This is a genomic window from Duganella rivi, from assembly GCF_009857435.1.
Taxonomy (GTDB): Bacteria; Pseudomonadota; Gammaproteobacteria; order Burkholderiales; family Burkholderiaceae_D; genus Rugamonas; species Rugamonas rivi.
Window position 1 is genome coordinate 100754 of the sequence record NZ_WWCK01000004.1, and the last position, 25720, is coordinate 126473.

The following is a 25720-nucleotide window of genomic DNA, read 5'->3' on the forward strand; positions in this document are numbered from 1 at the left end:
AACTACCGATACTAGCAAATCCCGCCGCACCTTTCTAGCGTTAGTGGTGGTGATGCATATCCCCGTCCCGCTTCACGTCCATGGCTTCTGATGGTTTGGACGGTGGAGCGCCGGGTGCGCGCGGGGCAGCGGGGAGTTCGCCAGTCCATTCGTGCGCCACGGTGCCTTTCGGGTGCTTGTACCAGCCCGGATCTTTGTAGTCGTTACGGGCCTGCCCTTCCCGCACCTTCACCACGGTGAACATGCCGCCCATATCGAGGCCACCGAACGGCCCATCGCCCATCATCATTGGCAGCGTATTCTCCGGCAGCGGCATTTTCATATCGCCCATCGCGCCGCCCTTGTCGCCCATGACCATATAGCCCGGCACCAGATTGTTGATCTTCTGCGCCACGCCGCTATGATCGACGCCGATCATGGTCGGCACATTGTGTCCCATCGCATTCATGGTGTGATGCGATTTGTGGCAGTGGAAGGCCCAGTCGCCCGGTTCATCGGCCACAAATTCAATCGCCCGCATCTGCCCGACCGCGATATCGGTCGTGACCTCCGGCCAGCGCGCCGATGGCCGCACCCAGCCGCCATCAGTCCCCGTCACCTCAAACGTATGCCCATGTAAATGGATAGGATGGTTGGTCATGGTCAGATTGCCAACGCGGATGCGCACCCGGTCATCCTTGCGCACCACCATCGGATCAACACCGGGGAAGGCGCGGCTATTGAAAGTCCACAGATTAAAGTCCGTCATGGTGTTGACCTTGGGCGTGTAGCTGCCCGGCTCAATATCGTAGGCATTAAGCAGGAACACGAAATCCCGATCCACTGCATGCAGCTTGGGATCGCGTGGATGCGTGACCCAAAAGCCCATCATCCCCATCGCCATCTGCGCCATCTCATCGGCGTGCGGGTGATACATAAAAGTGCCCGCATTCTTGGCGACGAATTCGTAGACAAAGGTTTTACCCGGCTGGATGCCCGGCTGCGTTAGACCAGTCACGCCGTCCATGCCGTTCGGCAGCCGCTGTCCATGCCAATGCACGCTGGTGTGCTCCGGCAGTTTATTGGTGACGAAGATGCGCACGCGATCGCCCTCCACCACCTCGATGGTCGGGCCAGGACTCTGGCCGTTGTAGCCCCACAGATTAGCCGTCATTCCCGGCGCAATTTCGCGTACCACCGGTTCGGCCACCAGGTGAAACTCCTTCACGCCATCCTTCATCCGCCACGGCAGCGTCCAGCCATTCAGCGTAACGACCGGGTTATATGGACGGCCGTTCGGCGGCGTCAGTGGCCCTTGCGTGGACGCCGACGATTGCACCGGTGCTTCCGGCAGCGAGGCCGCGCCAGCTTTGCTCACCATGCCGGCGCCGATCAACGTGGCTGCACCGCTCAAAAAAGATCTGCGGTTAGTCATGGTTGTACTCCTCTATTCGATGGCAGACGGCCGCCCAGCGCGGCCTCCAGGTTGGCTTGCGCAGTCCAGTAATCTTTAAGCGCAGCGATGTAGCCGCTGACGGCGGTCGCTTGTTCACGCGCGTCGGCCAGCAGTTCGAAGACGCTCATCAACATGCCGTTGTAGCGCAACAGGGTTTGATCGGAAATCTGCTTGCGCAGCGGGACGACATTATCGCGGTAATGACGCGCCAGATCGTACGATGCACGATAGTCGGCATAGCTTTCACGCGCCTCGCTACGCGCATCAACCGCCGCTTGCGCCAGCAGATTCACCGACTGCATATAGGTCGCTTCCGCGCGCGCTACACGGGTCGAGCCCCAATCGAACAACGGAATCTCCAGCGACAACTCGTAACCACGCGTCGCCGTGCCGCCTTCGGTGTTGCGCACCACGCCCAAATCCAGCACGTTGATAAAGCGCGTTGTGCGTGTCAAACCCAGCGTGGATGCGGTGTGCTCGGTATCCAGCTTGGCGGCTTGAATATCCAAACGCTGATCGACGGCGATCTGCTCGATGTCCGCCAACTCGCGCGGCGCAGCAGGCAAATCGGGCAAATGATCTGGCAAGCGGAAAGACGCCGCCTGCTCGCCGCTCAATCCCAGCAAACGCGTAAGCTTTTCGCGCGCGGCGACAGCGGACTTCTGCGCATGCACCGCATCCGCCACCGTCTGTGCGTGATAGGCCTGCTCGCGCGCCATATCGAGCGAACTCCAATTGCCGGCCTTGCGCATGCGCTCCGCCAGTTCCGCGCCGGCTTGCGCCGACGATTGCACCTGCTTGGCATAGTCGGCAATCTGCGCCGCTGCCACCGCATCGACCCACGCGCGGCGGGTATCGGCAGCTACTTTCAGCGCCTCATTCGCCACCAGCAGTTTGGTTTGCTCAAAACGGCGCCCCTCGATGCGGCTCGCCATCGGCGCGGTAATCAGGCCAATCAGATTGAAGGTCAAGGTGCGCTCGATGCCTACTTCACCGCCGCCATGGCTGCGTTTAAAGTCCAGCACCGGATTTTGCAGACGGCCAGCCTGCACCAAGTCTGCCTCTGCCACGCCGAGCGACCAATAGCTGGCTTGCAGACTGCGGTTATTCAGCAGTGCGATTTGCACAGCATCGTCAACAGCCAGCGGCTGCTCCAGTTTTTTGCCGATGACAGCGGCCAATGCGCGCGCGTCATCTTCATTGCGCGGCAAGCGTCCAGCGACGCTGGCGCTAGCGCCGGTGCGTTGTTCACTGATGCCGGCAGCTGCGCTAAAACCACCATCGCCTGACAGCGACGCGCATCCGCTCAACAGCAGCAGCACGCTGGCGCCACCGGCGAGTTTATACAGACAGTTCATGTCCACTACCTCAAAAAAATCGTTATGAAAAATGCAGCTCGCAGACGGAGCTTGGGTGTAGTCAGGCGCAGCGGCCTTGAGGGGGACGTTCAGGGTGGGCCAGATCGACCGCAGGGAGGGAATCGGAATAGAACGGTACAGCAGCAGCCGATGGCAGCAACGGTGACGGAATCGCCAGCGTTAGCAGCGGCGCCGCAGCAGAGCAGCATGCGGAGCCGCTGCACTTCAAGTTGGTGTGATGGTTAGCTTTATCGCTACCTAGCTGCTGCGCCGCCAGCATCGCAGCGTGATCGTGCGGGCCTGATGGCATTTCCATTGCCGCGGCCACAGCAGCCCCCTGCGCCGACGGAACGGCGCACAGCTGCATCTGTGCTGCGGCATACCCTTGATACGGGAGCGCCAGCAGCATCAGCCAAACGACGAAGGATCGAAACAGAGCGGTCATCCGGCAATGTTATCACAAGCCGGATGCGCCGTTCAGGCCAAACGCACGGATGGATCGGCCAGGATGTTATCGATCTGGATGTACGCCTCGTTGCAGGCAGCACGCAGCGCTTCGTCTTCGGTATCGCGTACGAACTGCATGGTGGCGCCTTCGAATACTTCTATGCCGTCGGCGCCCATGCGTTCGAGGTCGCAGCTGGCCGACCACTGGTGATTAGCAGTCGGCAGCGCGGTTGGGAGTATCTCCCAGCCTTTGTAATGGAGCTTGTTCATGATGGCCTCCCTACTGTGGATTACAGCATACCACCATCGTCAAACTCCTGCCGTTCGCTTACTCCGGCTGCTGCGGCACGCGGCCGATGTTCTCTTCCATATTCGCCAGGTACCACGTCAGCGAGGTCATGACGGCGACGTGGCGCTTCAGCTCCAGCGGGCTGACTTTATCCAGCGTGTCGGCCGGCGTGTGGTGGTAGCTGAAGTAGCTGCTCGAATCGACCAGCGGCTCGAACACCGGCACGCCCGCGCGTTCCAGCGGGCCGGTGTCGGCAGCACCGGCAATGTCATGACGCTCAAAGATGCCGGCGCCGATCGGCTCCAGCGCGGATTTCAGCGGCGCGAAATACTTCACCATCGGCGGCGTGACGCTGCCGATAAAGCCGAATGGACGGCCACCGCCGCTGTCCGATTCAATCGCGGCAAAGTGCTTGTCCAGCTTGTCCTTATTGGCTTCAAAGTAGGCCTTGCCGCCACGGGTGCCGTTTTCCTCGTTCATCCACGCGATGACGCGGATGGTGCGGCGCGGCTTCAGATTCAGCTTGTTCAGGGTATCGATCACCGCCATCGCGCCGGCCACGCCGGTGCCGTCGTCGTGCGCGCCGGTGGCCAGATCCCACGAATCAAGGTGGCCGGAGACGATCACCACTTCATCGGCTTTGTCGGTGCCCGGCAGGTCGGCGATCACATTGTAGCTATCGGCTTCCGGCAGGTTTTGCGGGGTCAGGGTCAGATGCATTTTCAGCGGGCCGCGTGCCGACAGACGGCTCATCAGCATCGCATCTTCGGCCGTCACGGCGGCGGCAGGAATGCGCGCGCCTTCCACCACGCCGGTCGCGCCGGTGTGCGGAATGCGGTAGTTGGCGCCGCCGACCGAGCGCACCAGCGCTGCCGCCGCGCCCATATCGGCCGCCAGTTTAGGGCCGGCGAAGCGGAAGCCCGCGCCACGGCCGTAGGCTGGGCCGGCGTGGCCGCGATCCGCCATCTCCTGATCGAAGGCGACGTCGAACAGCACGATGCTGCCCTTCACTTGCGCGCCCTTGGCTTTCAATTCATCGAAGCTGCGCACGATAATCACCGGCGCGGTCAGGCCGGCGGCGGGCGTCGCGCCCGAACCGCCCAAGGCAGTCAGCACCACTTTCTGCGTAATGCCGGCAGGACGGCCGGTGTATTCCACCAGTTCCGCCGTCTCGGCGCCGCGCACCCAGTGCGGGACTTTGACCGGTTGCAGCGTGACCTTGGCGCCGATCTTGCGCATCGCTTCCGCCACCTGCTCCACCGCCGCCGCCGCACCGGCGGAACCGGACAGGCGCGGGCCTACCAAGTCGGTCAAATCGGCCAGGCGCTCATAGGCCCAGTCGCTCTTCATCGCGCTGTCGCGGATCTGGCCCAGCGTGGCGGGATCGTTGGCCGATGCGGCAAATACGCCGGCGCTCAGCAAGCTGCTGGCCAATACGGTCAGCGACAGGGATTTTTGGAAGACGGATTTCATGCGGTTCCTGTTCAGGTAAAAAGTGGGTAGCAAGATCGCCTGAGACGATAACCGATCATGATGATCTTGTCATCCATGTTGATTTGCTATCGCAGTTGCTCTACGATGTAACTTCAACTGCCGGAAGAAAGCACCTATGCTCAAGGGTTCACTCTGCACCGTCCGTCACCTCGTTACCGCCGATTTAAACGCCTTCATCGCGCTGGTCAACGACCTTCCCTCGCGCGGCGATTATTTCTCGCCCCATTTCAAATCGCCGGAAACCATGCGCAAGGAGTTTATGCAGCACGGTTTTGTAACCGATGATAGCGAGCTTTTTGTAATCGAGGATACAGCGCACCACGTGGTCGGCGTCATCACCCACTTCAAGAGCCGCACGCCGGTGACGCGTGAAATCGGCTACCGCCTGTTCGATCCCAAGTTGGCCGGGCGCGGGTATGTCACCGAGGCCTGCAAGCTACTGGTCGATTATCTGTTTAAAGTGCATCCCTACCACCGCCTGGAGTTATTGACCGCGCCGGAGAACGTGGCCTCGGTGCGCGTGGCGCAAAAATGCGGCTTCCGGGCCGAAGGCACGCTGCGCCAATCATTCTTCATCAACGGCCGCTATCAGGACGTGACCATTTTCAGCCTGCTGCGCCCCGAGTGGGAAGCGCTAACGCTTTGATTTCTAATTGTTACAAGCCATTACGGGCAACGCCGGTTTGTAAGCATGTGTATAAGACGTGGTAATTAATTTGCCGGGATTTATAGTGGAGTCACTGGCTAACGAATCATTCCGGTTCAAGCCACAGCAAGGGGATTACCATGTTGAGCAAAAAAATATTGGGTGTAGCGTTACTGGCCACTGCAGCAGTATCGTCGTCGGCCTTCGCGGGCGACCGTGATTTCAACACGGTGGCCGGTGCTGTGGTCGGCGCAGCGATCGGCAACAGCGCCGGCGGCCGCGATGGCGCCATCGTCGGCGGCTTGGTCGGCGCAGCGGTGGGTAACAGCATCCGCACTTCCGATGACCGTTACTATCGCGGCCATGGTCGAGGCTACGTTGAAACCCGCGTGTACTCGCAGCCAGCGCCGGTGTACTACGAGCGTCCAGCCCCGGTGTACTACGCACCGCCGCCGCGCTACTACCAGCCGCCTCCACGCGTGGTCTATGTTGAACCGGCCCGCCCTTACTACTACCGCGAGTACCGCGAAGAGCGCCATCATCACCATCGTGATCGCTGGGATCGTTAATTTCCAAACGTAGTTTCCTCCTCCCCCCGCTTGCAGTCTGCGACGGGGGGATTTATGACGACAGCAGACGCAATCATCGCCTTAGAGCTGGGCCATTATCGGCTGCGCGAGCAGATCGGCGGTTCGGCCTACGGCATCATCTGGCGCGCCAGCGGGCCGCAAGCCACGCGCGACGTGGCCATCAAGTTAATCAATCAAGAACAAATGGAACGCGCCGCGCCGACATTGCGCGAGCGTTGGATTGCGGCTGCCAATAACGAAATCGCGTTCCTGCAATCGCTGGAACCTTGGGATGAGCGGCACATCGTGCGCCTGCTGGACAGCGGCTGGCATGACGGCTTGCCGGTATTGGCGCTGGAACTGATGGGCGCCGATCTGGGTAAGCACATGGTGGCGCTAAAGGGACGCGGCGAGAGCGTGCCGCCGGCGCAGGCCTTGGGCTGGATCGCCCAGCTCAATCAGGCGCTCGCCAAGGTGCACCAATACGGCTGGCGTTATCTTGATCTGAAGCCGGCCAATGTGCTGCTTGATCCTCATCTGAATACGGTAAAGCTGGCGGACTTCGGGACTAACCGCGAGTTGGGCAGCGTGCAAGCGCACTCCTATGCCGGCACCGCCAATTGGCAGGCGCCGGAACAATTCTTTCCCGCCGACGGGGGCGGCTATGCGACCGGTGCGCGCAGCGACTACTTTTCGCTGGGCGCGATGCTGTATTTTTTGGTTGCAGGCGGCGTGCCGCTGCGCTTTTGCGCCGATTGCGGCGTGGCGTATCGCCAGCATCATGTGGCGGGTGCGGATCTGCTGCGCAGCCGGAACGGCGGACAGATACCTCAAGCGCTGCAACCGCTGGAGGAAGAACGCTTTGCCGCCGCCCTCCCCGTCGAACAACGCGATGCGGCGCTGGAACTGCTGCGCACATTGCTGCAAATCGATCCGGCCAAGCGTCCGCGCCATGCGATTCAGATTAGCCGCATGCTGCAAGCGGCGCAGGGAGTCAAGCCGCCGCGCGGCGCTTTCGATGCTGTGGATCCGGTGTTGGGCATGCGCCGTCCGACTGCGGTCAATGGCTGGTCAGCTTTGCAGGAGGCTTGATGATGCGCTCCAACTCCCGCGCGGCGGCGCGCAATATGCCGCATCGCCTGGTGCTGCGGCCTTCTTTGGCGCAGCGCGCGATGGAGGCGCTGTCAGGCGGCGTGGCCGTTGCGCTGCCTATGCTGGCCCGCGCGGCTGCCCGGCACAGCGCCATGACATTCACGCTGGCGGTGCTGGCTGGCTTGTGCGGTTTGCAGGTGCTGGCTTTGCTGCGCGCGCCTGCTGCATGGCTGCCTTCCGCGATAGACGTGACGCTTGCCTCCGGCGAGAGCGTGACCCTGGGCCAGCGTGAACTAGCCGCGCCGCAGACGGATCGCCAGCACCTGTCACTACGCCGCGATGCGGATGGCCGCTGGTTTATGCGGAATCTGAGCGCTGGTAAGCAAGTGGTGCTGGTACGTGATTCGTCCGAGCAGCGGCTTGGCAGCGCATCACTGCAAGGCATGCATCGTTTTCAAGTTGATGGCGCGGTGTTTGAGGTGCTGGCTACGGACGCGCGCGAAGTAAGCTTCAGCCGCGATGGTCATGCGTGGCGCTACGACGGCGCGGTGCTGTATCGCGACGGCAGCCCTCTGAGTAATTGCCCGGACTCGCGCATGGCAAGCAAGGCGCTGGCAGTATGGAACCGCGTGATGCCACTGCCGCTGACGATTGCACGCCCGCTGTCCTTCGGCGGTAATCTGTATTGCGACAATCGGCTCGGACTGGAGCAAGTCACGCCGGGAGCCGCGCAAATCGCGCGCGTGAACGGGCGGCTGCAACTGGTGGCAAGCAATCCCGATGGCGAGCGCGCCGCCGTGCTGGCCGATCAAGCGGACTTACGCAAACAGGAGGCTGCACTGGCAGGCGTGAGCGCCATCACCATCGGCCACACACGCTTCCAGGTCTCCGCCGAAGGCGATCAACTGAGGCTGCATCCCAGCCGCCACGTTAAACTGTACGCCGAGCCAGAACAGCGCTTGCCAGAGCAAATCAGCTGGCAATGGCAGCAACGCACCCTCTGGAGCGGCGGCCCGGGCCAGATCATTGTCACCGGCCTAGCTCTCTGCGCCATCTGCCTCGCCATCGCCACCGCGAAGCTGGGATGGTGGTCGCAAGGCGCCGGGCTAGTGGCGGCGGTGGGAGTGCTGGCTGTAGGCTTGCTTGCGCTGGTGGCGCAGCGGGCGGGATATGCGCCTGGTGCGGCTTGTTCGCTGCTGCTTGGTGCTGGAGCGCTGCTGTTGTGGCTTGCGCTGCCGGGGCGCTTGACGCTTGCCACGGCCGCTGGCGTCACACTACTCGCCATCGGCTTGCTGGCGCAATTGGAGCTCGGTCTCGGCGCGCCGGAATCATCGTGGCTGCGCTACTACCAAAAATCCTCCGCCATGCTCGCCGTCGGTGCCGGCCTTGGCGGCATGCTGCGCGCGTGGGCCAATTATCAGGCGGCACGCGGCGTCCATCTCCAGCAGCGCACCATCGAATGGATCCTCGCCCTATTCGCCGCCGTGGCATTGGCCGCACTGGCCGCGCAAGTCCTGTGGGGCGATGAAACCGGCGTCTTCGACCTGCAACCGGTCGAACTGGCCAAGCTTGCTCTCACCGCGCTCACCGCCCACTGCCTCGCGCTGCGCTTCAACTGGCACAACGGCCCGCAACGCATCACGGATCACGGTGCGCGCTGGCTGCAATTGATCGCGCCTGCGCTGCTATTCCTCGCCCTTCTCGGCCTCGCACTGGTACAGGTAGACGACTTCTCGCCGCTAATCCTGCTGCTGATCTGGAGCACCGGCATCGGCCTCGCCTACGCCCGCGCCGCCCGCAACCACGTCCTCACCGCCATCCTGCTCAGCGGCGCATTCGCCGCAGTCAGCGCCGTGGTCTACCTGCGTCTCAACGGCACCGACGACTTGATACGCTGGGGCTTCTACGCTGATCGCTTCCTCGTCTGGCTCAACCCCGCCGAACATCCGCACACCGGCCAACAGCTGCTGCTGGGCGCGCGCGCCATCGGCGACGGCGGCTGGTTCGGTGCAGACCACTGGCTAGGCCTGCGCACGCTCAGCCAAAACGCCGGCAGCGTTATCCAGATCCCCGCCGTGCAAGACGACTTTGCCGCGTCGTTCTTCCTCAACCGCCACGGCCTGCTGGGCGGCCTGCTGCTGTGGGCCGTGCAAGCGGCCTTCCTGATCGGCATCGTGCTGACCGCATTGCAGGCCTACCGCAGCGGCACGGCAGCACGCAACTTCCGCCACGCGTGGCTGGGCCGCTTCCGCTACTTCGCCTTATGCGGCGGCGGCGCGTTCGTGGCCGGCCACTTCCTGCTCTCGTGGGGCACCAACCTCGCCATCTTCCCCATCATGGGCCAGCCCATGAGTTTTCTGTCGGCTGGCGGCAGCCATCTGCTGTTTTTCCTCTGCCCTCTGCTTACCTTCAGTGCGATATCTTCAGAAGGAGTTTGAATCATGCCGACCTATGTCCAACACGCAGTCCTGGGCCGTATTCCCGACGTATTCAACGCCGAGGCGATCTGGCAAACCCCGGGCCTCGCCCTGTTCTCGCGCCGCCCGCTGCTGCGCGACCTGCTGGAACGCTGCCCGCGCGAGCATAAAGGCCGCGCCGCCACCCGCTGCTTCTCGCACGTGACCTTGATGCTGCCGCAGGAAGAAGTCGATGACGACTACCACTTGTCACGGGGCTCCCGCGCCCGCGATTTGGCGCAAACGCTGGCGGCCTTGCATCAAAAAGACTTCGGCGATCTGCTGGGCAGCGACCAGGTGCGCTACGACGTGGTGGGCGATGCCTCGCTGGCTCCCGATGAAATCGAAGTCCGCTTTGGCCATGCGGTGTACCTGCCCGCGCCCGATGAAAAAATCCTCTACAACGTTACCGCCTCGCGCGACAGCGCGATCTGGCATACGGTCTGCCCGATCTATCCAAACCAGCGGCTGGCATTGATCGGCGGCGAAGGCGGCGTGGATGTGCAAGGCTGGCCGTTCGGCCCGGACGCCGCACTACTGATCATCAACGACGGCCCCGATGCGCCGCCGACAGTGCAGATCCGCCCCAAAGGCGCGTTTACCTGCACCTACGATCCGCGCAGCGGCTACTACACCGTCAAAGCGCCGGACAGCCAACGCCTGCTGCTGAAAATCGCCCGCACCTCGGCCTTGCCGGCGCGCGCAGGCATGCAAAGCGAAGCCGCCAACACGACGCCGCCTCCGCACGCCGTCTGGCAAAGCCGCTCAGGCGCGAATGCGAAAGCGATTGACCTCACCGCAATCCCGGCAGCCGCCAGCCACAAGCCGATCAACCGCCCAGGCGAGAGCGACGCGACCTATGCGCCGGTCTCGCAGCAGCGCGTCAGCCTCGTGGCGCTGGCCTTGCCGCGTTTGAGCCGCTATCGCGACACCGGCGCTCAAGCGCTGGAGCTGCCGTTCAACCGCGCCATGGCTCTCTCTGCCGACGGCTCGCCCGCCATCAGCCTGATCGTCGATGCCGCCGACGATTTATACGCCTGCACGGCCGAAGGCCGCCAGCGCATCGAAGCCCCGGCCACCTTCTCTCCCGTAGACACGCGCACCCTGCGCCTGCTGCCCGCCGCACCGGAAATGGCAGACCGCTACCGCGCCATGGTCTGCCTCGCACAGCCGATCAGCACCGGCGTCGCCAGCGGCGCGCGCTTCACCTTCGGCCGCAACTCGCCGATGCTGGCAGCGCTTCGCCTACTCGACTCCCCGCGCTTCCTCAAGCGTGCCAACAGCGCCGGCGATAGCAGCACCTCCAGCGCCGACCGCATTGGCCTGTCGCGCAATGCCTTCAGCTTTGAAGCCGTCTCCAAGGGCTATACCATCGCCCGCCAAAGCGCCACGCAAGCGCTCTACCACTTGGACGACAAGCTGCAATTCGTCGCCAGCGTAGGCGATGCACCCTACCTGCTGCCACACGGCCACCACCTGGTCGCCGGCCACTACGTGCTGCGCTTCGAGGCTTAAGCCATCATGGAAGCTGTCCAACTCCACGCCATCGCGGCCTTCGCTGCGGGCCTCATCGTCACGCTGTTCCTGGCCGCGTATCTGACGCCACGCAGCTGGTGGAAGCGTCCCAACGCCCGCGCGCTGTTCATCACCGTGGCCGGTGCATGGGGCTTTGGCAGCTTGATCCTGTACGCCACGCACGCTCCGGCCGCCGCCAACACGCACGCCATCGCAACTGGCGCAACCGCTGCCCCTGACGCGGCGGCGCGCCCGGCCGGCGGAAGCACATCGCTGGCAGCTGACGCCATCGCCGGAAAGCCATTCCGCGTCCACCGCGACCTAAACCTGCGCGCTGCGCCCGGCGTGCAAGCCGCCCGCGTCATCGTGGTGCCAGCCGGCGCTATCGTCACGCCCACCGGCACGCACGACGGCGACTGGTGGCAAATCAAAACCGTCATCGACGGCCATCAAGAAACCGGCTGGTCTAACAGCCTGTGGCTGCGCCGAGGCGACGAATGACCAACACACCACCCACCGCCGCAGCCGGTTTTTCGGCTAAGCTGTGGCCTTTCGCATCCCGCGCGCCCGCGCCTGCACCGATGACACGCATCACCGACCAACTCAATTTCGGCCCCACGCTGGACATCGCCGCCCGCAGCATGGCCAGCATCAGCAAGCTGCAAGTGCCGGAGAACCAGGACAACCTGCTGCTCATCGACGCCGACGGCCGCGCCGTCCTGCTGCGCGACCAAACCGCGCAAACGACAAAACTCAACAACTGGCCGCAAGGCCACGTGCGCCTCGCAGTCCTGGACGGCATGGGCGGCCACGGGCACGGACGGCAAGCCGCCGAAGCCGTCGCCACCGGCCTGCTGACCATCCCCGCTTGCGCCACGCAAGCGCAACTCAGCCAGCACCTCGACCAACTGCACCGCGCCCTGCAAGCCCGCTTCAGCCGACCCGACGACCATGACACCTTCCGCCGTCCCGGCACTACGCTCACGCTGCTGGAAATCCCGCCCGGCCAGGCGCCAATGCTGTACCACGCCGGCGACTCGCGACTGTACGAAATCACGCCGCAAGCCGCGCAGCCGCTCACCATCGATCACGTCCCCGCCACCGCCTACGCCATGCATGGCCTGCTGGGCGAAGCCGAATGGTGGCAGCAAGTGCACGGCGAACACCGCCCGCAAATCTCGCAAGCCTACATCCTCGGTAACGCCTTCGCCAATCCGCAAGTACTGGACGACGGCCTGCTGCCGCTGGACGCCTCCAACCTGCCGCCGTTCCTGCGCCACCTGCCAGACCGCCGCGTGCTGACCGTGCGCGCCGACGCCACCTACCTGCTGGCCACCGACGGTTTCTGGTCGTGCGCCCATCCGCAGGCGTGGACTGAGCGCTGGCCCGCCCTGCTGCGCACTGCAAATGCCGCCGATGCGCTGGACGCCCTGTTCGCCGACTACGCGCAACATCCGCCGCCCCAGCTCCACATCGACAATCTCAGCGCCATCGTGCTGCGTTTCGCTCGAAATATTGACGAAACGGTACTACCCACCGCACCAATTCCGTCGCATTTTTGACAAGCGCACAGACCAAGCGCAAATATGGTTGCAAAGTTTGCCAAACAGAGTGAAAACCGCATAAACTGACGGGTATCCCATCGGTCGGTTTGTCATGAAAAAATGCAGTAATGCCCAGCACCCGCATTGCACTTATTGGGTCTTACCGGGAGAGCAGAATTGTGAGGGCGGACACGCCCAAGCAGCGCCTTCCAGCTTCGACCTGTTGACTGCCCTGCGTACTACCCGTGCCGCCTCGCCGGCCACGGTGCTGAATGCCGTCCCTGCCGCCGAACCGGAACCGCACACCTCCGTGCCATCCAATTACGCCCGCCCCCTGCTGCGCGCCCACGCCGAGCGCCCGCAACTGCACATCAGCGGCTTTGACCCGCGCGCCGCCGGCGGCCGTCAAACGCTGAAGATGGAATTGCGCGGCATGCCGGAAGCCTGCGCGCCGCAACTGACGCTGCAACTGCAATCGGATCTGATCCCGCACGGCGCCTCGCGCCAGCACTTCGTGCGCGCCGTCGATGGCGAATGGCGCCCGGTGTTCGTCGAGTTTTCCTCGCGCGGCAAGGAGCATGGCCAGTACCAGATCAGCATCGAGCTGCTTAGCCAGCATGCCGGCATGGCCGCGCGCAAATGGGTCTGCACCTTCGTGATCCTGGTGCCGCGCCTCGACGCCTCGCTGACCGAAATCCACCGCATCTTCCTCAGCACCCACAAGAACGTGCGCGTGATGGCGGACGACGCGTCGATTGCCCGCGTCAGCGCGCAAGGCGGCGACAGTCTCGATATCGACGTCACCGCCCGCAACGCCGGCATCGCCCGCCTCGACTTGAACGCACCGGCCGGCAAAGTGGACTTGGGCTTCACCACTATCGCGTGGGACGAAGACCTGATCGAAATCGACATGCCGCAAGCAGCCGCGCTGCATCCGCACCAAAGCGCAGCAGCCTCGCTGGTGAACGCCGCGCCGGAAGCCGGTGCGCAGCGCCAGATCCGCTTGTTCGCCATGGAAGAATGCGTGATCGGCCGTTTTGAACTGGTCGATCCTGAATCGGACGTGCTGCTCACCCACTACACGGCCGACGGCCAGGACACCAACGGCCTGACGCGCCGCCTGTCTGGCCGCCATGCGGTGATCCGCCGCTCCGGCTTGGGTTTTGAAATTGAAGACGTGTCGCGCTACGGCATCCTGCTGGACGGCGTGTGGCCCGGCAAGCACAAGCCGACCGCGCTGCGACTGGGCATGCGGATTGAATTCAGCGCCAGCATCAAGGGCATCGTCACCTTGTCCGTATCGGCCATCATGCCGCACGGCGTGATCCTGCACCGCGTGGACGACGGCGCCAACGCCGAGAGCTTCTACCTGCTCGCACCGGAAACGCATCCGGGCTACCCGGTCAAGTCCTTCGCCGCTGCGCCGCACGCAGCCGCGCTGCCGCTGCTGTTCCACCGCGACGGCGGCTTCTGGCACCTCGACCAATTAACCGGCAAGGAGACCGCGCTGGCGCCGGCCGTCTCGCTGGATAAACTGAGCCGCGTACCGCGCCACACCCGCTTCGCCAGCGATCCGTACCCGGAACACTGGATCATCCGCACCGGCACTAACGATATGTATTCCACTGTGGCCGCCAACGCCCTGTCTACTGCGTGATATTATGGCTAGATTTGCAACTAAATCTAGCCATTCGCCATGCGCCAAACCCCGAAGTTACATACCCGCCGCTGGGAGCGCGTCGCGCTTGCCGCCTTAATTCTGTTGTTGGCCGGCCTGCCTCTGGCCGTGTGGCTGGACATGCAAAACATCGCCGCAGCGCGTCTACGCAGCCAAGCCGGCGATCTCAATTCCATGATCACCAGCATCCGCAGCTACTACGGCAGCGCGGTGGTGGGACGCATCCTCGAAAATCACGGCAAGGACACGCAAGTCATTCACAACTACGAAGCCGTGCAGGGCGCGATTCCGATTCCGGCCACGCTGTCGCTGGAACTGGGGCGCGTAATCGCAGATAAGCAGTCCAACGTCAGCTACCGCTTCATCTCGGACTATCCATTCCGTGGCCGCGCGCCGCACCAGTTGGACGACTTCGAAAAGACGTCGCTGGCATCGCTGCGCAAAGCGCCGGAACAGCCACCGCTGGTACTGGCCACAAGCAGCGGCACCGCGTCGCAAGTCCGCTTGATTGCGCCGGTGCTGATGAGCGCCGCCTGCGTCCAGTGCCACAACAGCCACCCAGACAGTCCGAAAAAAGACTGGAAGGTTGGCGACGTGCGCGGCTTGCAGGAAATCGAGATACAGGACGAAATCAGCACCAGCCTATCCTCCTTCAAATACAGCTTGGCCTACTTCCTGCTGATGGCGGTCATCGGCCTCGGTTTCATTTTGCTGCAGCGTCGCCAGAACGCGGTGATACGCGGGATGAATGGAGAACTGGCGAGCGCCAATGATTTCCTCGCATCGGTATCGATGAAGATCTCGCACTACTTGTCGCCGCAGATTTACAAGAGCATCTTCAGCGGCGAAATGGAAGTGTCGCTGCGCACACAGCGCAAGAAGCTCACCATCTTCTTCTCCGACATCAAGGACTTCACCGCGCTGACCGAGTCGCTACAACCGGAAGCGCTGACGGAATTGATCAACGAGTACTTTACCGCCATGTCGAGCATCGCCATCCGTCACGGCGGCACTATCGATAAATTCATTGGCGACGCGTTGCTGATTTTCTTCGGCGATCCCGAAACCAAGGGCACGGCCGAAGATGCGCGCAGTTGCTTGCGCATGGCGGTGGAGATGCAAAACGCGCTGGCCGAACTGAACGTCCAATGGCGCAAGCGCGGCGTAGAGGCACCGCTGATGGTTCGCATGGGGATTAACACCGGCTACTGCAACGTCGGTAACTTTGGCAGCGCCGACCGCATGGACTACACGATTCTGGGAGCGGAAGCGAACCTGGCAGCGCGCCTGCAATCAATCGCGCCGGCAGGCGGCATTGCGGCCAGCTACGAGACCTTTGCATTGGTGCGCGATATCGCCGCAGGCCACGCGCTGGCGCCGGTGCATATGAAGGGCATCGCCCGCGAAGTGGTGCCGTATGCAATTGACGGCTTGCTCGACGAAGACGGCAACACCACCAAAGTATTTAGCCACTCCGGCGATGGCCATGACTTGTATCTAGACCTCGACCGCATCGACGCAGACGCCGCGCGCAATCTGCGCGGCGTGCTGCATCAGGCGATTAGCGCCCTCGATAACAAGTCTTAAGCAGGACGCTTGGCCGGCAGCGGAATGCGCTCGGTTTCGCCGGGCACTTGCGGGAAGCGTTGCGCTTCCCAATCTTCCGCCGCTTGCACCACGCGCTCTTTGCGTGAAGAGACAAAGTTCCAATACATATGGCGATGGCCGTCCAGCGGCTCGCCGCCGATGATGACGAAGCGTGCGTCGCTGCTAGCCTTCACCAAGCGCGTACTGGCGCTATCCAGCAAGGCCATGTTGTGCAAAGCTAGCGCAGCGCCGTCTACTTCCAGTTCGCCGCTGATCGGGTAGATGGCCGCTTCTGCCGGCAGGTCGCTCAGCGCCAGTTCACCGCCAGCCTTGAGGGCGACGTCCAGATACAGCGTTTGGCTGTAAGTCTGCACCGGCGAGGTTTGTCCAAATGCGGTGCCGATCAACACGCGGATATCCGCGCCGCCGATGGTCAACTCAGGAATCGCGCTGGATGGCGTGTGGCAGAAGCCCGGCTCCTCTTCCTCATGCGCCGCTGGCAGCGCAGCCCACAGTTGCAGGCCATGCGTGCGGTGCGGTACGCCGACCAAATCCTTCGGCGTACGTTCGGAGTGGACGATGCCGCGACCGGCCGTCATCCAGTTAATCGCGCCCGGCTCGATGCGCTGGTAGGTGCCCAGGCTGTCGCGGTGATCCATCGCGCCTTCAAACAGATAAGTCACGGTGGCGAGGCCGATATGCGGGTGCGGACGCACATCGTGATCGGCATCAGCCGGCACGTCGACCGGGCCGAAATGGTCGAAGAAAATGAACGGGCCCACCGCCTGCTTGACGGAGGACGGCAAATAGCGGCGCACCACGAAGCCGCCGCCCAAATCTTTTTCGTGGCCCTTCAACAGATTCGAAATAGTCATGGTCTTACCCCAGCACGGTGGTGATTTCGGTGGTCACAGACGTCATCAGCTTATGAATCGGGCATTTCTGCGCGGCGGACAGCAACTCGGCGCGCTGCGTTTCGGTCAGATCGCCGGTCAAGTGCAGCGTGGCGGCCAGGCGGTACGTGCCTTGACGTTCCTCGCTGGCGTCGCGCTCCATGCTGACTTCCACGTGCTCCAGCGGGATGTTCTTGCGCTTGGCGTACCACACCACGGTCAGCGCCTTGCAAGCGCTGAGTGCAGCATCGTAGAGATCGTGCGGCGACGGGCCGGCGTCATTACCGCCTTCTTCCACCGAGCCATCGGTCGAAATAATGTGATTGCGTACATGGACGATGTGGCGCATCGGCAGGGATTGATCACGCAGGGCTTTGATAGTCATTCGGTGTTCCTTGTGGCGGTTAATTCAGAACCAACAATGTACACCGAATGGCAGGCTTGTGCTTCTACTAAAAGACTATTCGCCGGCAACAATAAAGTTTTGAGTTCGCGGGCAAACAACGGTATCGTTGCTCTTATGCTTAACGTCTGAAAAACAGCATGCTGCCGACCACGAAAATACACGCTTTATCACCGCAACAGGGAGACGCCGAACTGCTCGAACGCTGGCTGCGCGCGCGTTCGATTGGCCGCAATTTGCCGCAGCCGGCGCCATATCGCGGGGGACTGCGGCTGGATACGAATACGCCGGAAGAATTGCGGCGCTATGTGTTTGCCGGCCCTACGCCGGAGATCACCGACATCGCGCGCGAAATCCACGAGCCACACGTGTTCATCAAGATGATAGGCGCGCCCGCGCTTTTGGCCTCACTGGTGCCGCCGCGCTGGCAATTGCAGCCTCCGGGATACTTGATGACCAGGGAGCCGGGGCGCAGTCCCGTGCCATCGCTGCCGCCCGGCTACTGGCTGCAAGTGCAGACCGAATTCCCGGTCACCACGGTGCGCATCTTCGCGGAAGACGACACGCTGGCCGCCAGCGGCTACGGCGTGGAATATGAAGGGGTGTTTATCTATGACCGCATCGGCACCCTGCCCGCGCACCAGCACCAAGGTCTGGGCGCGGCGGTGATGGCGGCGTTGAGCGGTGCGCAGCAATCGCAAGCCGCGCAGCGCGTGCTGGTGGCGACCGAAGCCGGCCGGGGGCTTTACACCACCATCGGCTGGCGCGTGCATGCGCCATTCTCCACGGTGACGATCAAACCACCTTTTTAACGAACTCCGTCTTCAGGCTCATGGCGCCAAAGCCTTCGATCTTGCAGTCGATATCGTGATCGGCATCGACCAGGCGAATATTCTTCACCTTGGTGCCGACTTTAACCACGCCGCCACCGCCCTTCAGCTTCAAGTCCTTGATGACGGTGACGGTATCGCCGTCTTGCAGCACGTTGCCGACGGCGTCGCGATAAACGCGCGCGCCTTCTTCCGCTGCATCGGCAGCGCCGGCAGTCCACTCGTGCGCGCACTCAGGGCACACCAACTGCGCGCCATCTTCATAGGTATATTCGGAACTGCATTTAGGGCATGGTGGCAAGGCGCTCATAGGTGATCCTGACTTTTCAAAGTCCGAGAGTATACCTTATGCCAGCTTGCGGGCAACGCGAAAGCCGACGATATCATTCGCCAGCACCGCCGAAAAGCCATTGCGCACCGCCGACCGCAGGTAGCGCGGGTTGTACAGCCACGAGCCGCCGCGCAGCACGCGCCGCGCAGGATCGCCGCCCTGCTCCCACGCACTGCCATCAGTCGGCGCACCGGCGTAGTTATCGTGCACCACGTCCTGCGTCCACTCCCACACGTTGCCGTGCATATCAAACAAACCCCAGGGATTCGGCTGATACGCGCCGACCTTGCTGGTGCCCTGCACATACGCGCCGCGCTGGCCGCCGTTGTAGGTGTAATGGCCGTCGTAGTTGGCCTGGTCTGGATTGATGGTATCGCCAAAACTGAAGGCGGTCTTGGTGCCGGCGCGGCACGAATACTCCCATTCCGCCTCGGTCGGCAAGCGATAGACTTGCCCGGTTTTTTCAGACAGCCAGCGCAGATATAGCTGCACGTCCATCCAGCTAACGCCCACCACCGGATGCTCGTCGTTCTGCGCAAAGCCCGGCGCGCGCCAGTCGGTATCGGACTGCGACTCCCAGCCTGTGTCTTTGACGAAGCGACGCCATTGGCCCACTGTCACCGGATAACGGCCCATTGCAAACGAATGATCGATGCCGACCCAGCGCTGCGGCAGTTCGCGTTCCAGCCAATTTTTCTGCGCGCCTGCCTTGATGGCCAGCGCCTGCTCATGTTCGTGAGAGCCCATTTGGAAGCGGCCCGTCGGAATCAGCACCAAGTCCGGCCCGGTGCCCGATCCATCGAGGAAGCGGTCGCGCAACACGCCGTTGGCGTCAGCCACCGGCGTATGCGAGGTCATTGCCGCCAACTCCGCTGCATGGCGTTCGGCCTGCTGCTTGCGATGGCGCTCCTGCTCCTGCCGGTACGCCACTTCGGCCTTCAGCTGATTGGCTTTGCGCTGCTGTTCCTCACGCTCCTCGCGCGCTTTCTTGGCGTCGGCTTCCCGGCGTGCCAGCAACTGCTCGCGCAATACCTGCTTGCGTGCTTGCGCCGCAGCTTCGGCCTCGGCGCGCTGTTTGGCTTCCAGCGCGCGACGTTGCTGTTCCTGCTTCTGCTTCTCCACCGCTGCCGCTTGCGCTTCGGCCTGACGGCGCGCAGCCAACTCCGCCAGCATCGCCTTGCGCCGCTCTTCATCGGCGCGCGCTTGCTCCGCTTGCGCCGCCAACTCTTTCTGGCGCTGCTGCTCGCGAGCTTCACGCGCCTCGCGGTCACGCGCTGCCTGTTCTGCGCGGGCGGTCAATTCGGCCTCGCTCGGGCCAGCAGCATCGCTCAAGGCGTTCAGTAGCTCGTTCACCGAGGACGGCCGACGCTCCTGCAGGTATGCAAAGCCCTCTTGCAGCACCTTCCACTGCTGGTCGTTCAAGCCGCGCGGCGGCGATGGATGAAAATCTGCCGGCCGCATATCGTCAAACGGCATGCGGCCTTCCAGCAGTTGATAGACCATCACCGCCACCGCGTACACGTCCAGCTTAGGGGAAGGTTGACGCTGATGCGTGCCCGCCTCCGGCGCGCGATAGCCGGCGGTGCCTGCGTTCGGCGTTTGCAAACCCAGGCTGCTGCCGGCGCTGCGCGCACGCGAGGCGATGCCGAAGTCCAGCAGCTTGATCTCGCCGCGCTTGGTCAGGAACACGTTGCCCGGCTTGATATCGCGGTGCACCAGCTTGTGCTTGTCCCACGCGTACTGCAAGGCCTCGCCCACCGGCGACAGCAGCTTGATTACCGCATCCAGCGACAGCGCGCCCTGCTCGGCCAAGTAAGCATCCAAGTCCTGCCCTTCCAGATACTCCATGATGATGAAGTAGCTGGAGGTGGCCGGATCCTGCGCCCACTCGTAGACGCGGACGATGTTTTCATGCGCCAGCTTGCGCGCCTGCGTGGCTTCTTCGATCAGCAGCTTGGCGTGGGTGGCGCTTTGGGTCAGTTGCGGCGGCAGGATTTTCAGCGCCACCAATTCGCTGTGACCTAATTCCGCATGCGTGGCCAAGTCGGTAGCCAGCCACACTTGTCCCATGCCGCCCATGCCGATCAGCCGCTCCAGGCGATAGCGGCGATTTTGCGGGCCGATCTCCTGCCCGGCCATCAAGCCTAGCTCCGTGCCTTGGCGCTGCGGTAAAGCGACCGGCGCGGCACTGCCTCCCGGCGGCGCGTATTCCGCGTCGAGGATGGCGTTTTTGCGACGGTCGAATTCCTGGAGACTCAACAAACCGTCGTCATGTAAGGCCCGCAGTTCGCGGATCTTGTCTCGTGCTGTTTGCATCATGGTGGACTACTCCGCATCGCGCGGTTCCCGCTCCTTCAGTAATCGTTCATAAGCCAGGCGCGCCGCCTCCAGCGGCGATACGCCGTGTTCCGCCGCCACCACCTGCGCCAGGGCTTGTATTTGCTCCGGCGTCATGCCGCCCTGGATCTTCAGTTTCATGATCTGCGCCACCGCCTCCACGTTGGATGGCGCGGCCACCGCTGCAATCGCGAGATCACTCAAACGGTTGACGGTTTCCATACGGCGGATTTCGTGATCTTGCTGCGATTGCTGGAGATTCAACGCTGCAGCGCGTTCGTTTTCAAGCTTGCGCAACTCGTGCTGCCAGGCGGCTTCCTGTTCGCGCTGTTTGAGCATCAGGCGCTGCTCTTCCGCCGCGATTTGATCAAGCATGGCTTGCTTGACGTTGGCCTGATTCTGGCGCGCGTGAATGCCGTCCGCCTCAATGGTGCGCAGCAGTTTTTCATACTGGGCCACCGAATCGGCGTGCGCGCCGCTGCGCTTGAGGTCTTCGATTTTCTGATTGATCTCGGCCACCTGCACGGCGTTGGCGGCATCCTTGACTGCATCTTCGCGCAGCAGGTCGCGTTGACGCGCCAAGGCCAATTGATCTTCCCATTCCTGTACGCGCTCCAACTCGCGGCGGCGCGCTGCGTTAGCCAGCGTCATGCCCTGGATGCGGGCGGCGTGCGCTTCGGCTTCAATTTGCAGCTCGCGCGCTTTCTCGTCCTTCTCGCGCTGGCGCAAGGCAGCCAGTTCGCTGCGGCGATGCGATTCGTCTTCGATCTGCAAAGCTTGTGCGATCTGGTTCTCAATCGCTTGCTGGCGCAGCTGATGCGACAGGCGCTGTTGCGCCAATTGACGCTGTTCGGCGCCAGTTTGCTGCAGCACTTCCAATTCCGTGCGCATGCGGATTTGCGCGAGATGGCGCACATGCTCCCAATCCGCTTGCTCGCCTTGGCGGTGCGCCTTGCTGCGGGCCAGTTCATGCTCAAGATCGGCCAGCACCGTGCCTGCACCTTTGTCGAGCGCCACCTTGCGGGTCTTGGACTCCATCACGCGGCTGTACAACTCGACCTCGCGCGCCCGCAATGCCTGCGCGCGCTCGGCCTCTTTCAGGGTCAGCTCTGCCTTGTTGATGCTGGCGTCCTGCCGCAACTCGGCACGGCGGAAGTCCGAGTGCATCTTCTGCTCTTCGCGCCAGATGGCTTGCCATTCTTCCTGGTTGTAGATTTCGTCCAACTGCTTGACGTGCTCCAATTGAACGTGGCGTTCATCCGCCACCAGCCACAACGTGCCGATGCGTTCGCGGTTGTGATCGAATTTATCGTGGCGCAGCGCGGCGGTTTCCACGCCATCCACGGCCAGGCCGTAGCTGGCGAGGCGCAGTTTGAGCGCGGCTTGCAGACGCTCGTTCAGTTGCAGGCGCAAGTCGCCATTGACGGCCATCTCGCGCATCGAGCGGCTGCCGACAAATTCCGCCGCCAACTGACGTACCGATGGTTCCAGCAGTTCATGCAGATGCAGCGTGCTGACCACGCCCGGCACGGTCATGAAGTGCTGCGCGAATGCAGGCACGTTTTCGATGCGAACCGAGACCGTGAAGCGCGCCGAAATTTTCAGATGCTCGGCAGTGTGCAAGTCGCTGAACGAGAACTCAACCGGCAGCGGCAAGCTGCGCGTGATCAGGATTTCAGCATGCTGGTCGCGCAGCAGGTTGTTCAAGCGGGAGAAGAAGCCTTCGATTTCGTATTCGCCCTGCGGCACCTCGGTGGCTTTGTCGGCTTGCAGAATGTAGGCGCGCGTGGTGGCCGGCACGCGCAGCGTCTTGGTGAAAATGCCGGACAGCCTGCTGACGCCGAAGTAGACGGCCAGTTCGTTATCGCCAGGGATCCAGCGGTTGTCGCGCAGGACTGGTTCGCTGCGCGGCGCGCCCAGCGTCAAGCCGCAGTGCTTGCAGTAGCCCGACTGGTCGCCGTTTTTGTGCTCGCACCGCGGGCATTTAACGCCGCCAAAACGAAACATTTGGAACATGTCAGACTCCTTCTACGATTCATCACTTGGGCCACCCTGCGATGTGGCGATTTTAGCAGGGAGCGCCCGGTTTGCTTCTTGCGCACGGTTTAAATCATGCCAATCTTGTCGATGCAGGCGTAGCTGGCGCCTTTTTCGCGTAATCCGGCGCCAAATCCGGGCGGCAGATGGTCTTGCCAGTCCTTGGGCAGCAGCACGCGGTCGCCCCGGTTTACTTGATTGAGTATTAATTCCAGCTTGGGTTCGCGGCCTTCCACGGTGTCGACCCGGCCGGCGTGCCATGCGCTGGAGCAGCCGGTGGCGATAATGCGGCCGCGCGGCACGAACTCGCGGCCACGCGCGAGGCGGTCGGCCATCACCAGCGCCAGTTGGTAGGAGCCGCCCTGGAAGCGCGGCTGGCCGAACCGCACCACGGTACGCCAGCGGTTCAGGCCTTTGCCGTCGAAGTGACGGGCGGCGGCCAGTGTTTGGCGGATGTCTTGTTGGGCTGCCAGGTCGAGGCTTGGGGCGGCGATGCTGTCTTCTTCGCTGGCAGCCGGGGCATCCAGCGGAAACACGCTGACTTCCAGCCAGCCTAGCGTGTCATTGACGCCACCGCTGTGCAGCGGGAACCAGGTGCGGACGGTGGAGACGGCGGACGACAGGTCGGCATGGCCGCTCAAGGCGCCGAGGTGCGTGATATGCAGCGGCTCCGCAGCGGGCGGCGCGGCGGCCAGCGGTGCCGCGGCGGCCCGGCCAGCGGTGAGCACGGCGCCAGTGACGCGGCCGAGGTGCCATGCGTCGGAACTACCTTGCGCGGTGGTGGGTGCGGCGGGATGCAGGCCGCGCACCATGCGGTCGGCCAGTACGGCGGCCAGCTCCCACTCGCGGTCCGACGCGGCCGGCGTGATGTCCATGCTGAGCACCACCTGGTCGCGGCTGTCGAGGCGTACCTCGGTGTGGCGCGCGAGGCGAACCACCTGCTGCATATGCTCTGCGATCGCAGGCGCGTTCGGCACGCTGCATTTAACGTCGGCGCGGTTGGCGCGTGGGCGGCGGCTGGCGGTGATGGTCAAGATGCGGCCATCGGCCAGCACGCAGCGGCACTCGGCGTTGGTCGGAACAGTGCTGGCGGAGACGGTGGTCATAGCGTAGGCTCCGTGCGCGGAATGTGCGGAGTGTGCGGAATACGGCGCAGCGACAGGCCGGTTTCAAGGTTGGCGCAGATGCGGTCTGCTTCGTCCAGCAGTTGCGGCCATTGCTGCGGATCGGCAAGTTGAAGGCGGGCTAGCAGGGCCCAGCTTTCGTCCAGCGCGGATTGCGCGATCAGCGTTTGCGCACCGCGGCGGACTTGGTCGGCGGCAGCCAACGGCTGATCCGGCGCGGCCCACGCCAAGGCGGGCATGGTGTTGACGTTAAGCGCAGCCATGCCGAGACGAAGCAGCAAGGCTTGATGCTGCTGGAAGATCGCGATCCCCTCGGGCAGCACCAGCAAGCGCAACGCGCCGCTCAGCACCGGCGGCTCAATGAACAAGCGCCGCAACGCCCGCGCATCCTGCTGCGCCGCGTCCATACTGCTCGAGGATGCGGCTGGCGCGACCTCCGCGACGGCGTCAGGCTGCGGCTCGACGGCGGGCATATCCGCCGCAATGACGGAAACCGGGCGAGATTGGAGTACTGCGGCGTAGTCGACTTGTTCGCCGAGATCGACCGGCACGCAATCGTCAACCGTGACGCCGTAGCGCATGTACATCAATTGATTGAGGCCGGCGCGGAATGTGTGCCATTCTTCCAGCGTGGTGCACGGCGGCAGATCGAGCGCCCCTTGTGCCAATTCTGCTTGCAACGCCAACTCCGCTGACGCTGCAAAATCCTTCAGCGCCAGCCGCCCTGCCGTCTCGCTGTACAAATACAAATCAAAGCGCTGCTGTAATACGCGTGGATTGGCGTCCACCACGAACCGCAAGCGCAAGCCCCACTCCGGCGCGGCTGCAAACGGCGTCAAGTCCACCGTGTACGGCCCCGGATGAAAACAAAACGCCATCTCGCCCTGATCGCACGACACTCGCCCGGCGGCGGCGCGGCGCGCGTGGCCGGCAGCATTGAAGACCACCACCGTACTTTGCGCCGGCGCGATATCGCCCGCATCGAGCCGCAGCGCGATGACGTTTTCGCCTAAGCCGCCGAAATCGGCGGCCGGCTTGCGACGACGGCTAAACAATCCCATAAATTTACGGCGCTACCGGTTCAACGGCAAAGCCGGCTCCATACAGTTGAAAGTGCGATGCCGGCGCGGTGGCAAACGGCCATGTGCGCTCGCATTCGCCGTCCGCATCCAGGCGGCCTTGCAGCACGATGGCGCCGCCGCCGTCGATCACGCGTAATTGCGGCTGCTCGCGCAATAAGCGTGCGGCGAATGGCGCTTCCGCCGACAAGCTCAGAATCACTTGCCAGCCGCCGTCTTGCGGCAAGAAGTGCAAAGTCCAGTGGCCATCGTCAGTGACCAGCGATTCCAGCGCTTCTGCCGCCGATGCGGTGGAGGCGGCGCGCAGCATGCCACTGCTGCCGGTCCATATCAGGTCGTTGGCCGCCGCCTGCGCTGACGCATGGCGTTCCAGTGATAGCTGGCGGAAGCGGCGCAGGGTCAGTGGCGATGCGGACAAGGCTTGACGTTCGTTAGGCGTTAGCGGACGTGTGCCGTCCAGCGCGGCCAACAGCGTGGCGTCGGCCAGCATCAGGCGGTCGCCCGGCGTTGGGTGCGACAGCAGCAAGCGTTCTTGCAGGCGCGCGTCCAGATCATCTTGTGCTGAGTTCAAATCAT

Annotated in this window: 23 protein-coding genes; 10 read left to right on the forward strand and 13 right to left on the reverse strand. The window is 63.1% G+C overall.

Going from position 1 to position 25720, the window contains the following annotated elements; translation table 11 throughout:
* Positions 1-40 precede the first annotated feature (40 nt).
* The 5 genes from GTP45_RS12875 to GTP45_RS12895 all read right to left on the reverse strand — a co-directional run bounded on the left by GTP45_RS12875 (position 41) and on the right by GTP45_RS12895 (position 5002).
* Positions 41-1414 carry a multicopper oxidase family protein gene (locus GTP45_RS12875; protein WP_161014297.1) on the reverse strand — a complete coding sequence of 458 codons (1374 nt, stop codon included), beginning with the start codon at positions 1412-1414 and terminating at the stop codon, positions 41-43.
* Positions 1411-2793, reverse strand: a complete 1383-nt coding sequence (locus GTP45_RS12880) for a TolC family protein (RefSeq protein WP_161014298.1) — start codon at positions 2791-2793, stop codon at positions 1411-1413. The genes GTP45_RS12875 and GTP45_RS12880 overlap by 4 nt, the downstream gene beginning before the upstream one ends.
* Positions 2794-2854: 61 nt before the next feature.
* Entirely contained in the window at positions 2855-3238 is a 384-nt protein-coding gene (locus GTP45_RS12885) for a hypothetical protein (RefSeq protein WP_161014299.1), read from the reverse strand.
* Between the two features lie 32 nt (positions 3239-3270).
* Positions 3271-3510 (reverse strand): hypothetical protein, encoded by a 240-nt coding sequence (locus GTP45_RS12890; protein WP_161014300.1) that lies wholly within the window; start codon positions 3508-3510, stop codon positions 3271-3273.
* Positions 3511-3568: 58 nt separating this feature from the next.
* Positions 3569-5002: a M20/M25/M40 family metallo-hydrolase gene (locus tag GTP45_RS12895; RefSeq protein WP_161014301.1), complete on the reverse strand. Its 1434-nt coding sequence runs from the start codon at positions 5000-5002 to the stop codon at positions 3569-3571.
* A gap of 136 nt (positions 5003-5138) precedes the next feature.
* On the opposite strand from GTP45_RS12895, the gene GTP45_RS12900 reads away from it, so the two are divergent.
* The 9 genes from GTP45_RS12900 to GTP45_RS12940 all read left to right on the forward strand — a co-directional run bounded on the left by GTP45_RS12900 (position 5139) and on the right by GTP45_RS12940 (position 16110).
* Positions 5139-5669, forward strand: coding sequence for a GNAT family N-acetyltransferase (locus GTP45_RS12900; RefSeq protein ID WP_161014302.1), 531 nt, complete (start codon positions 5139-5141; stop codon positions 5667-5669).
* A gap of 140 nt (positions 5670-5809) precedes the next feature.
* The gene (locus GTP45_RS12905) at positions 5810-6238 is read left to right on the forward strand and encodes a glycine zipper domain-containing protein (protein ID WP_161014303.1); all 429 of its coding nucleotides are present in this window, start codon (positions 5810-5812) and stop codon (positions 6236-6238) included.
* 54 nt (positions 6239-6292) lie between these two features.
* Complete coding sequence (locus GTP45_RS12910) at positions 6293-7330, forward strand: serine/threonine-protein kinase (RefSeq protein WP_161014304.1); 1038 nt, start codon at positions 6293-6295, stop codon at positions 7328-7330.
* Positions 7330-9768 carry an FtsW/RodA/SpoVE family cell cycle protein gene (locus tag GTP45_RS12915; protein ID WP_229258443.1) on the forward strand — a complete coding sequence of 813 codons (2439 nt, stop codon included), beginning with the start codon at positions 7330-7332 and terminating at the stop codon, positions 9766-9768. The genes GTP45_RS12910 and GTP45_RS12915 overlap by 1 nt, the downstream gene beginning before the upstream one ends.
* 3 nt (positions 9769-9771) lie before the next feature.
* Entirely contained in the window at positions 9772-11301 is a 1530-nt protein-coding gene (locus GTP45_RS12920) for a hypothetical protein (RefSeq protein WP_161014305.1), read from the forward strand.
* 6 nt (positions 11302-11307) lie between these two features.
* A complete protein-coding gene (locus GTP45_RS12925; protein WP_161014306.1) occupies positions 11308-11802 on the forward strand; it encodes an SH3 domain-containing protein in 495 nt (164 codons plus the stop codon).
* Positions 11799-12863 (forward strand): PP2C family protein-serine/threonine phosphatase, encoded by a 1065-nt coding sequence (locus tag GTP45_RS12930; protein ID WP_308494603.1) that lies wholly within the window; start codon positions 11799-11801, stop codon positions 12861-12863. The genes GTP45_RS12925 and GTP45_RS12930 overlap by 4 nt, the downstream gene beginning before the upstream one ends.
* Before the next feature lie 94 nt (positions 12864-12957).
* Positions 12958-14502, forward strand: coding sequence for an FHA domain-containing protein (locus GTP45_RS12935; RefSeq protein WP_161014307.1), 1545 nt, complete (start codon positions 12958-12960; stop codon positions 14500-14502).
* Positions 14503-14541: 39 nt separating this feature from the next.
* Positions 14542-16110, forward strand: coding sequence for an adenylate/guanylate cyclase domain-containing protein (locus GTP45_RS12940; protein ID WP_161014308.1), 1569 nt, complete (start codon positions 14542-14544; stop codon positions 16108-16110).
* On the opposite strand, the gene GTP45_RS12945 is transcribed toward GTP45_RS12940, so the two are convergent.
* Both GTP45_RS12945 and GTP45_RS12950 read right to left on the reverse strand, forming a co-directional pair.
* A complete protein-coding gene (locus tag GTP45_RS12945) occupies positions 16107-16985 on the reverse strand; it encodes a pirin family protein (RefSeq protein WP_161014309.1) in 879 nt (292 codons plus the stop codon). The genes GTP45_RS12940 and GTP45_RS12945 overlap by 4 nt on opposite strands.
* A 4-nt stretch (positions 16986-16989) precedes the next feature.
* Positions 16990-17388: an OsmC family protein gene (locus tag GTP45_RS12950; protein WP_161014310.1), complete on the reverse strand. Its 399-nt coding sequence runs from the start codon at positions 17386-17388 to the stop codon at positions 16990-16992.
* 158 nt (positions 17389-17546) lie between these two features.
* On the opposite strand from GTP45_RS12950, the gene GTP45_RS12955 reads away from it, so the two are divergent.
* Complete coding sequence (locus tag GTP45_RS12955; protein WP_161014311.1) at positions 17547-18218, forward strand: GNAT family N-acetyltransferase; 672 nt, start codon at positions 17547-17549, stop codon at positions 18216-18218.
* Here GTP45_RS12955 and GTP45_RS12960 read toward each other — a convergent pair.
* The 6 genes from GTP45_RS12960 to GTP45_RS12985 all read right to left on the reverse strand — a co-directional run bounded on the left by GTP45_RS12960 (position 18202) and on the right by GTP45_RS12985 (position 25715).
* Positions 18202-18546 carry a zinc ribbon domain-containing protein YjdM gene (locus GTP45_RS12960; RefSeq protein ID WP_161014312.1) on the reverse strand — a complete coding sequence of 115 codons (345 nt, stop codon included), beginning with the start codon at positions 18544-18546 and terminating at the stop codon, positions 18202-18204. The two genes, GTP45_RS12955 and GTP45_RS12960, sit on opposite strands and share 17 nt — an antisense overlap.
* Positions 18547-18582: 36 nt before the next feature.
* Complete coding sequence (locus tag GTP45_RS12965) at positions 18583-20886, reverse strand: bifunctional serine/threonine-protein kinase/formylglycine-generating enzyme family protein (protein ID WP_161014313.1); 2304 nt, start codon at positions 20884-20886, stop codon at positions 18583-18585.
* A gap of 6 nt (positions 20887-20892) precedes the next feature.
* Positions 20893-22920 (reverse strand): SPFH domain-containing protein, encoded by a 2028-nt coding sequence (locus tag GTP45_RS12970; protein WP_229258444.1) that lies wholly within the window; start codon positions 22918-22920, stop codon positions 20893-20895.
* Positions 22921-23009: 89 nt separating this feature from the next.
* Entirely contained in the window at positions 23010-24047 is a 1038-nt protein-coding gene (locus GTP45_RS12975; RefSeq protein WP_161014314.1) for a hypothetical protein, read from the reverse strand.
* Positions 24044-25126 (reverse strand): hypothetical protein, encoded by a 1083-nt coding sequence (locus GTP45_RS12980; RefSeq protein WP_161014315.1) that lies wholly within the window; start codon positions 25124-25126, stop codon positions 24044-24046. Before GTP45_RS12980 ends, GTP45_RS12975 begins: the two co-directional genes overlap by 4 nt.
* Positions 25127-25130: 4 nt before the next feature.
* Positions 25131-25715, reverse strand: a complete 585-nt coding sequence (locus GTP45_RS12985; protein ID WP_229258445.1) for a hypothetical protein — start codon at positions 25713-25715, stop codon at positions 25131-25133.
* Positions 25716-25720: the final 5 nt, after the last annotated feature.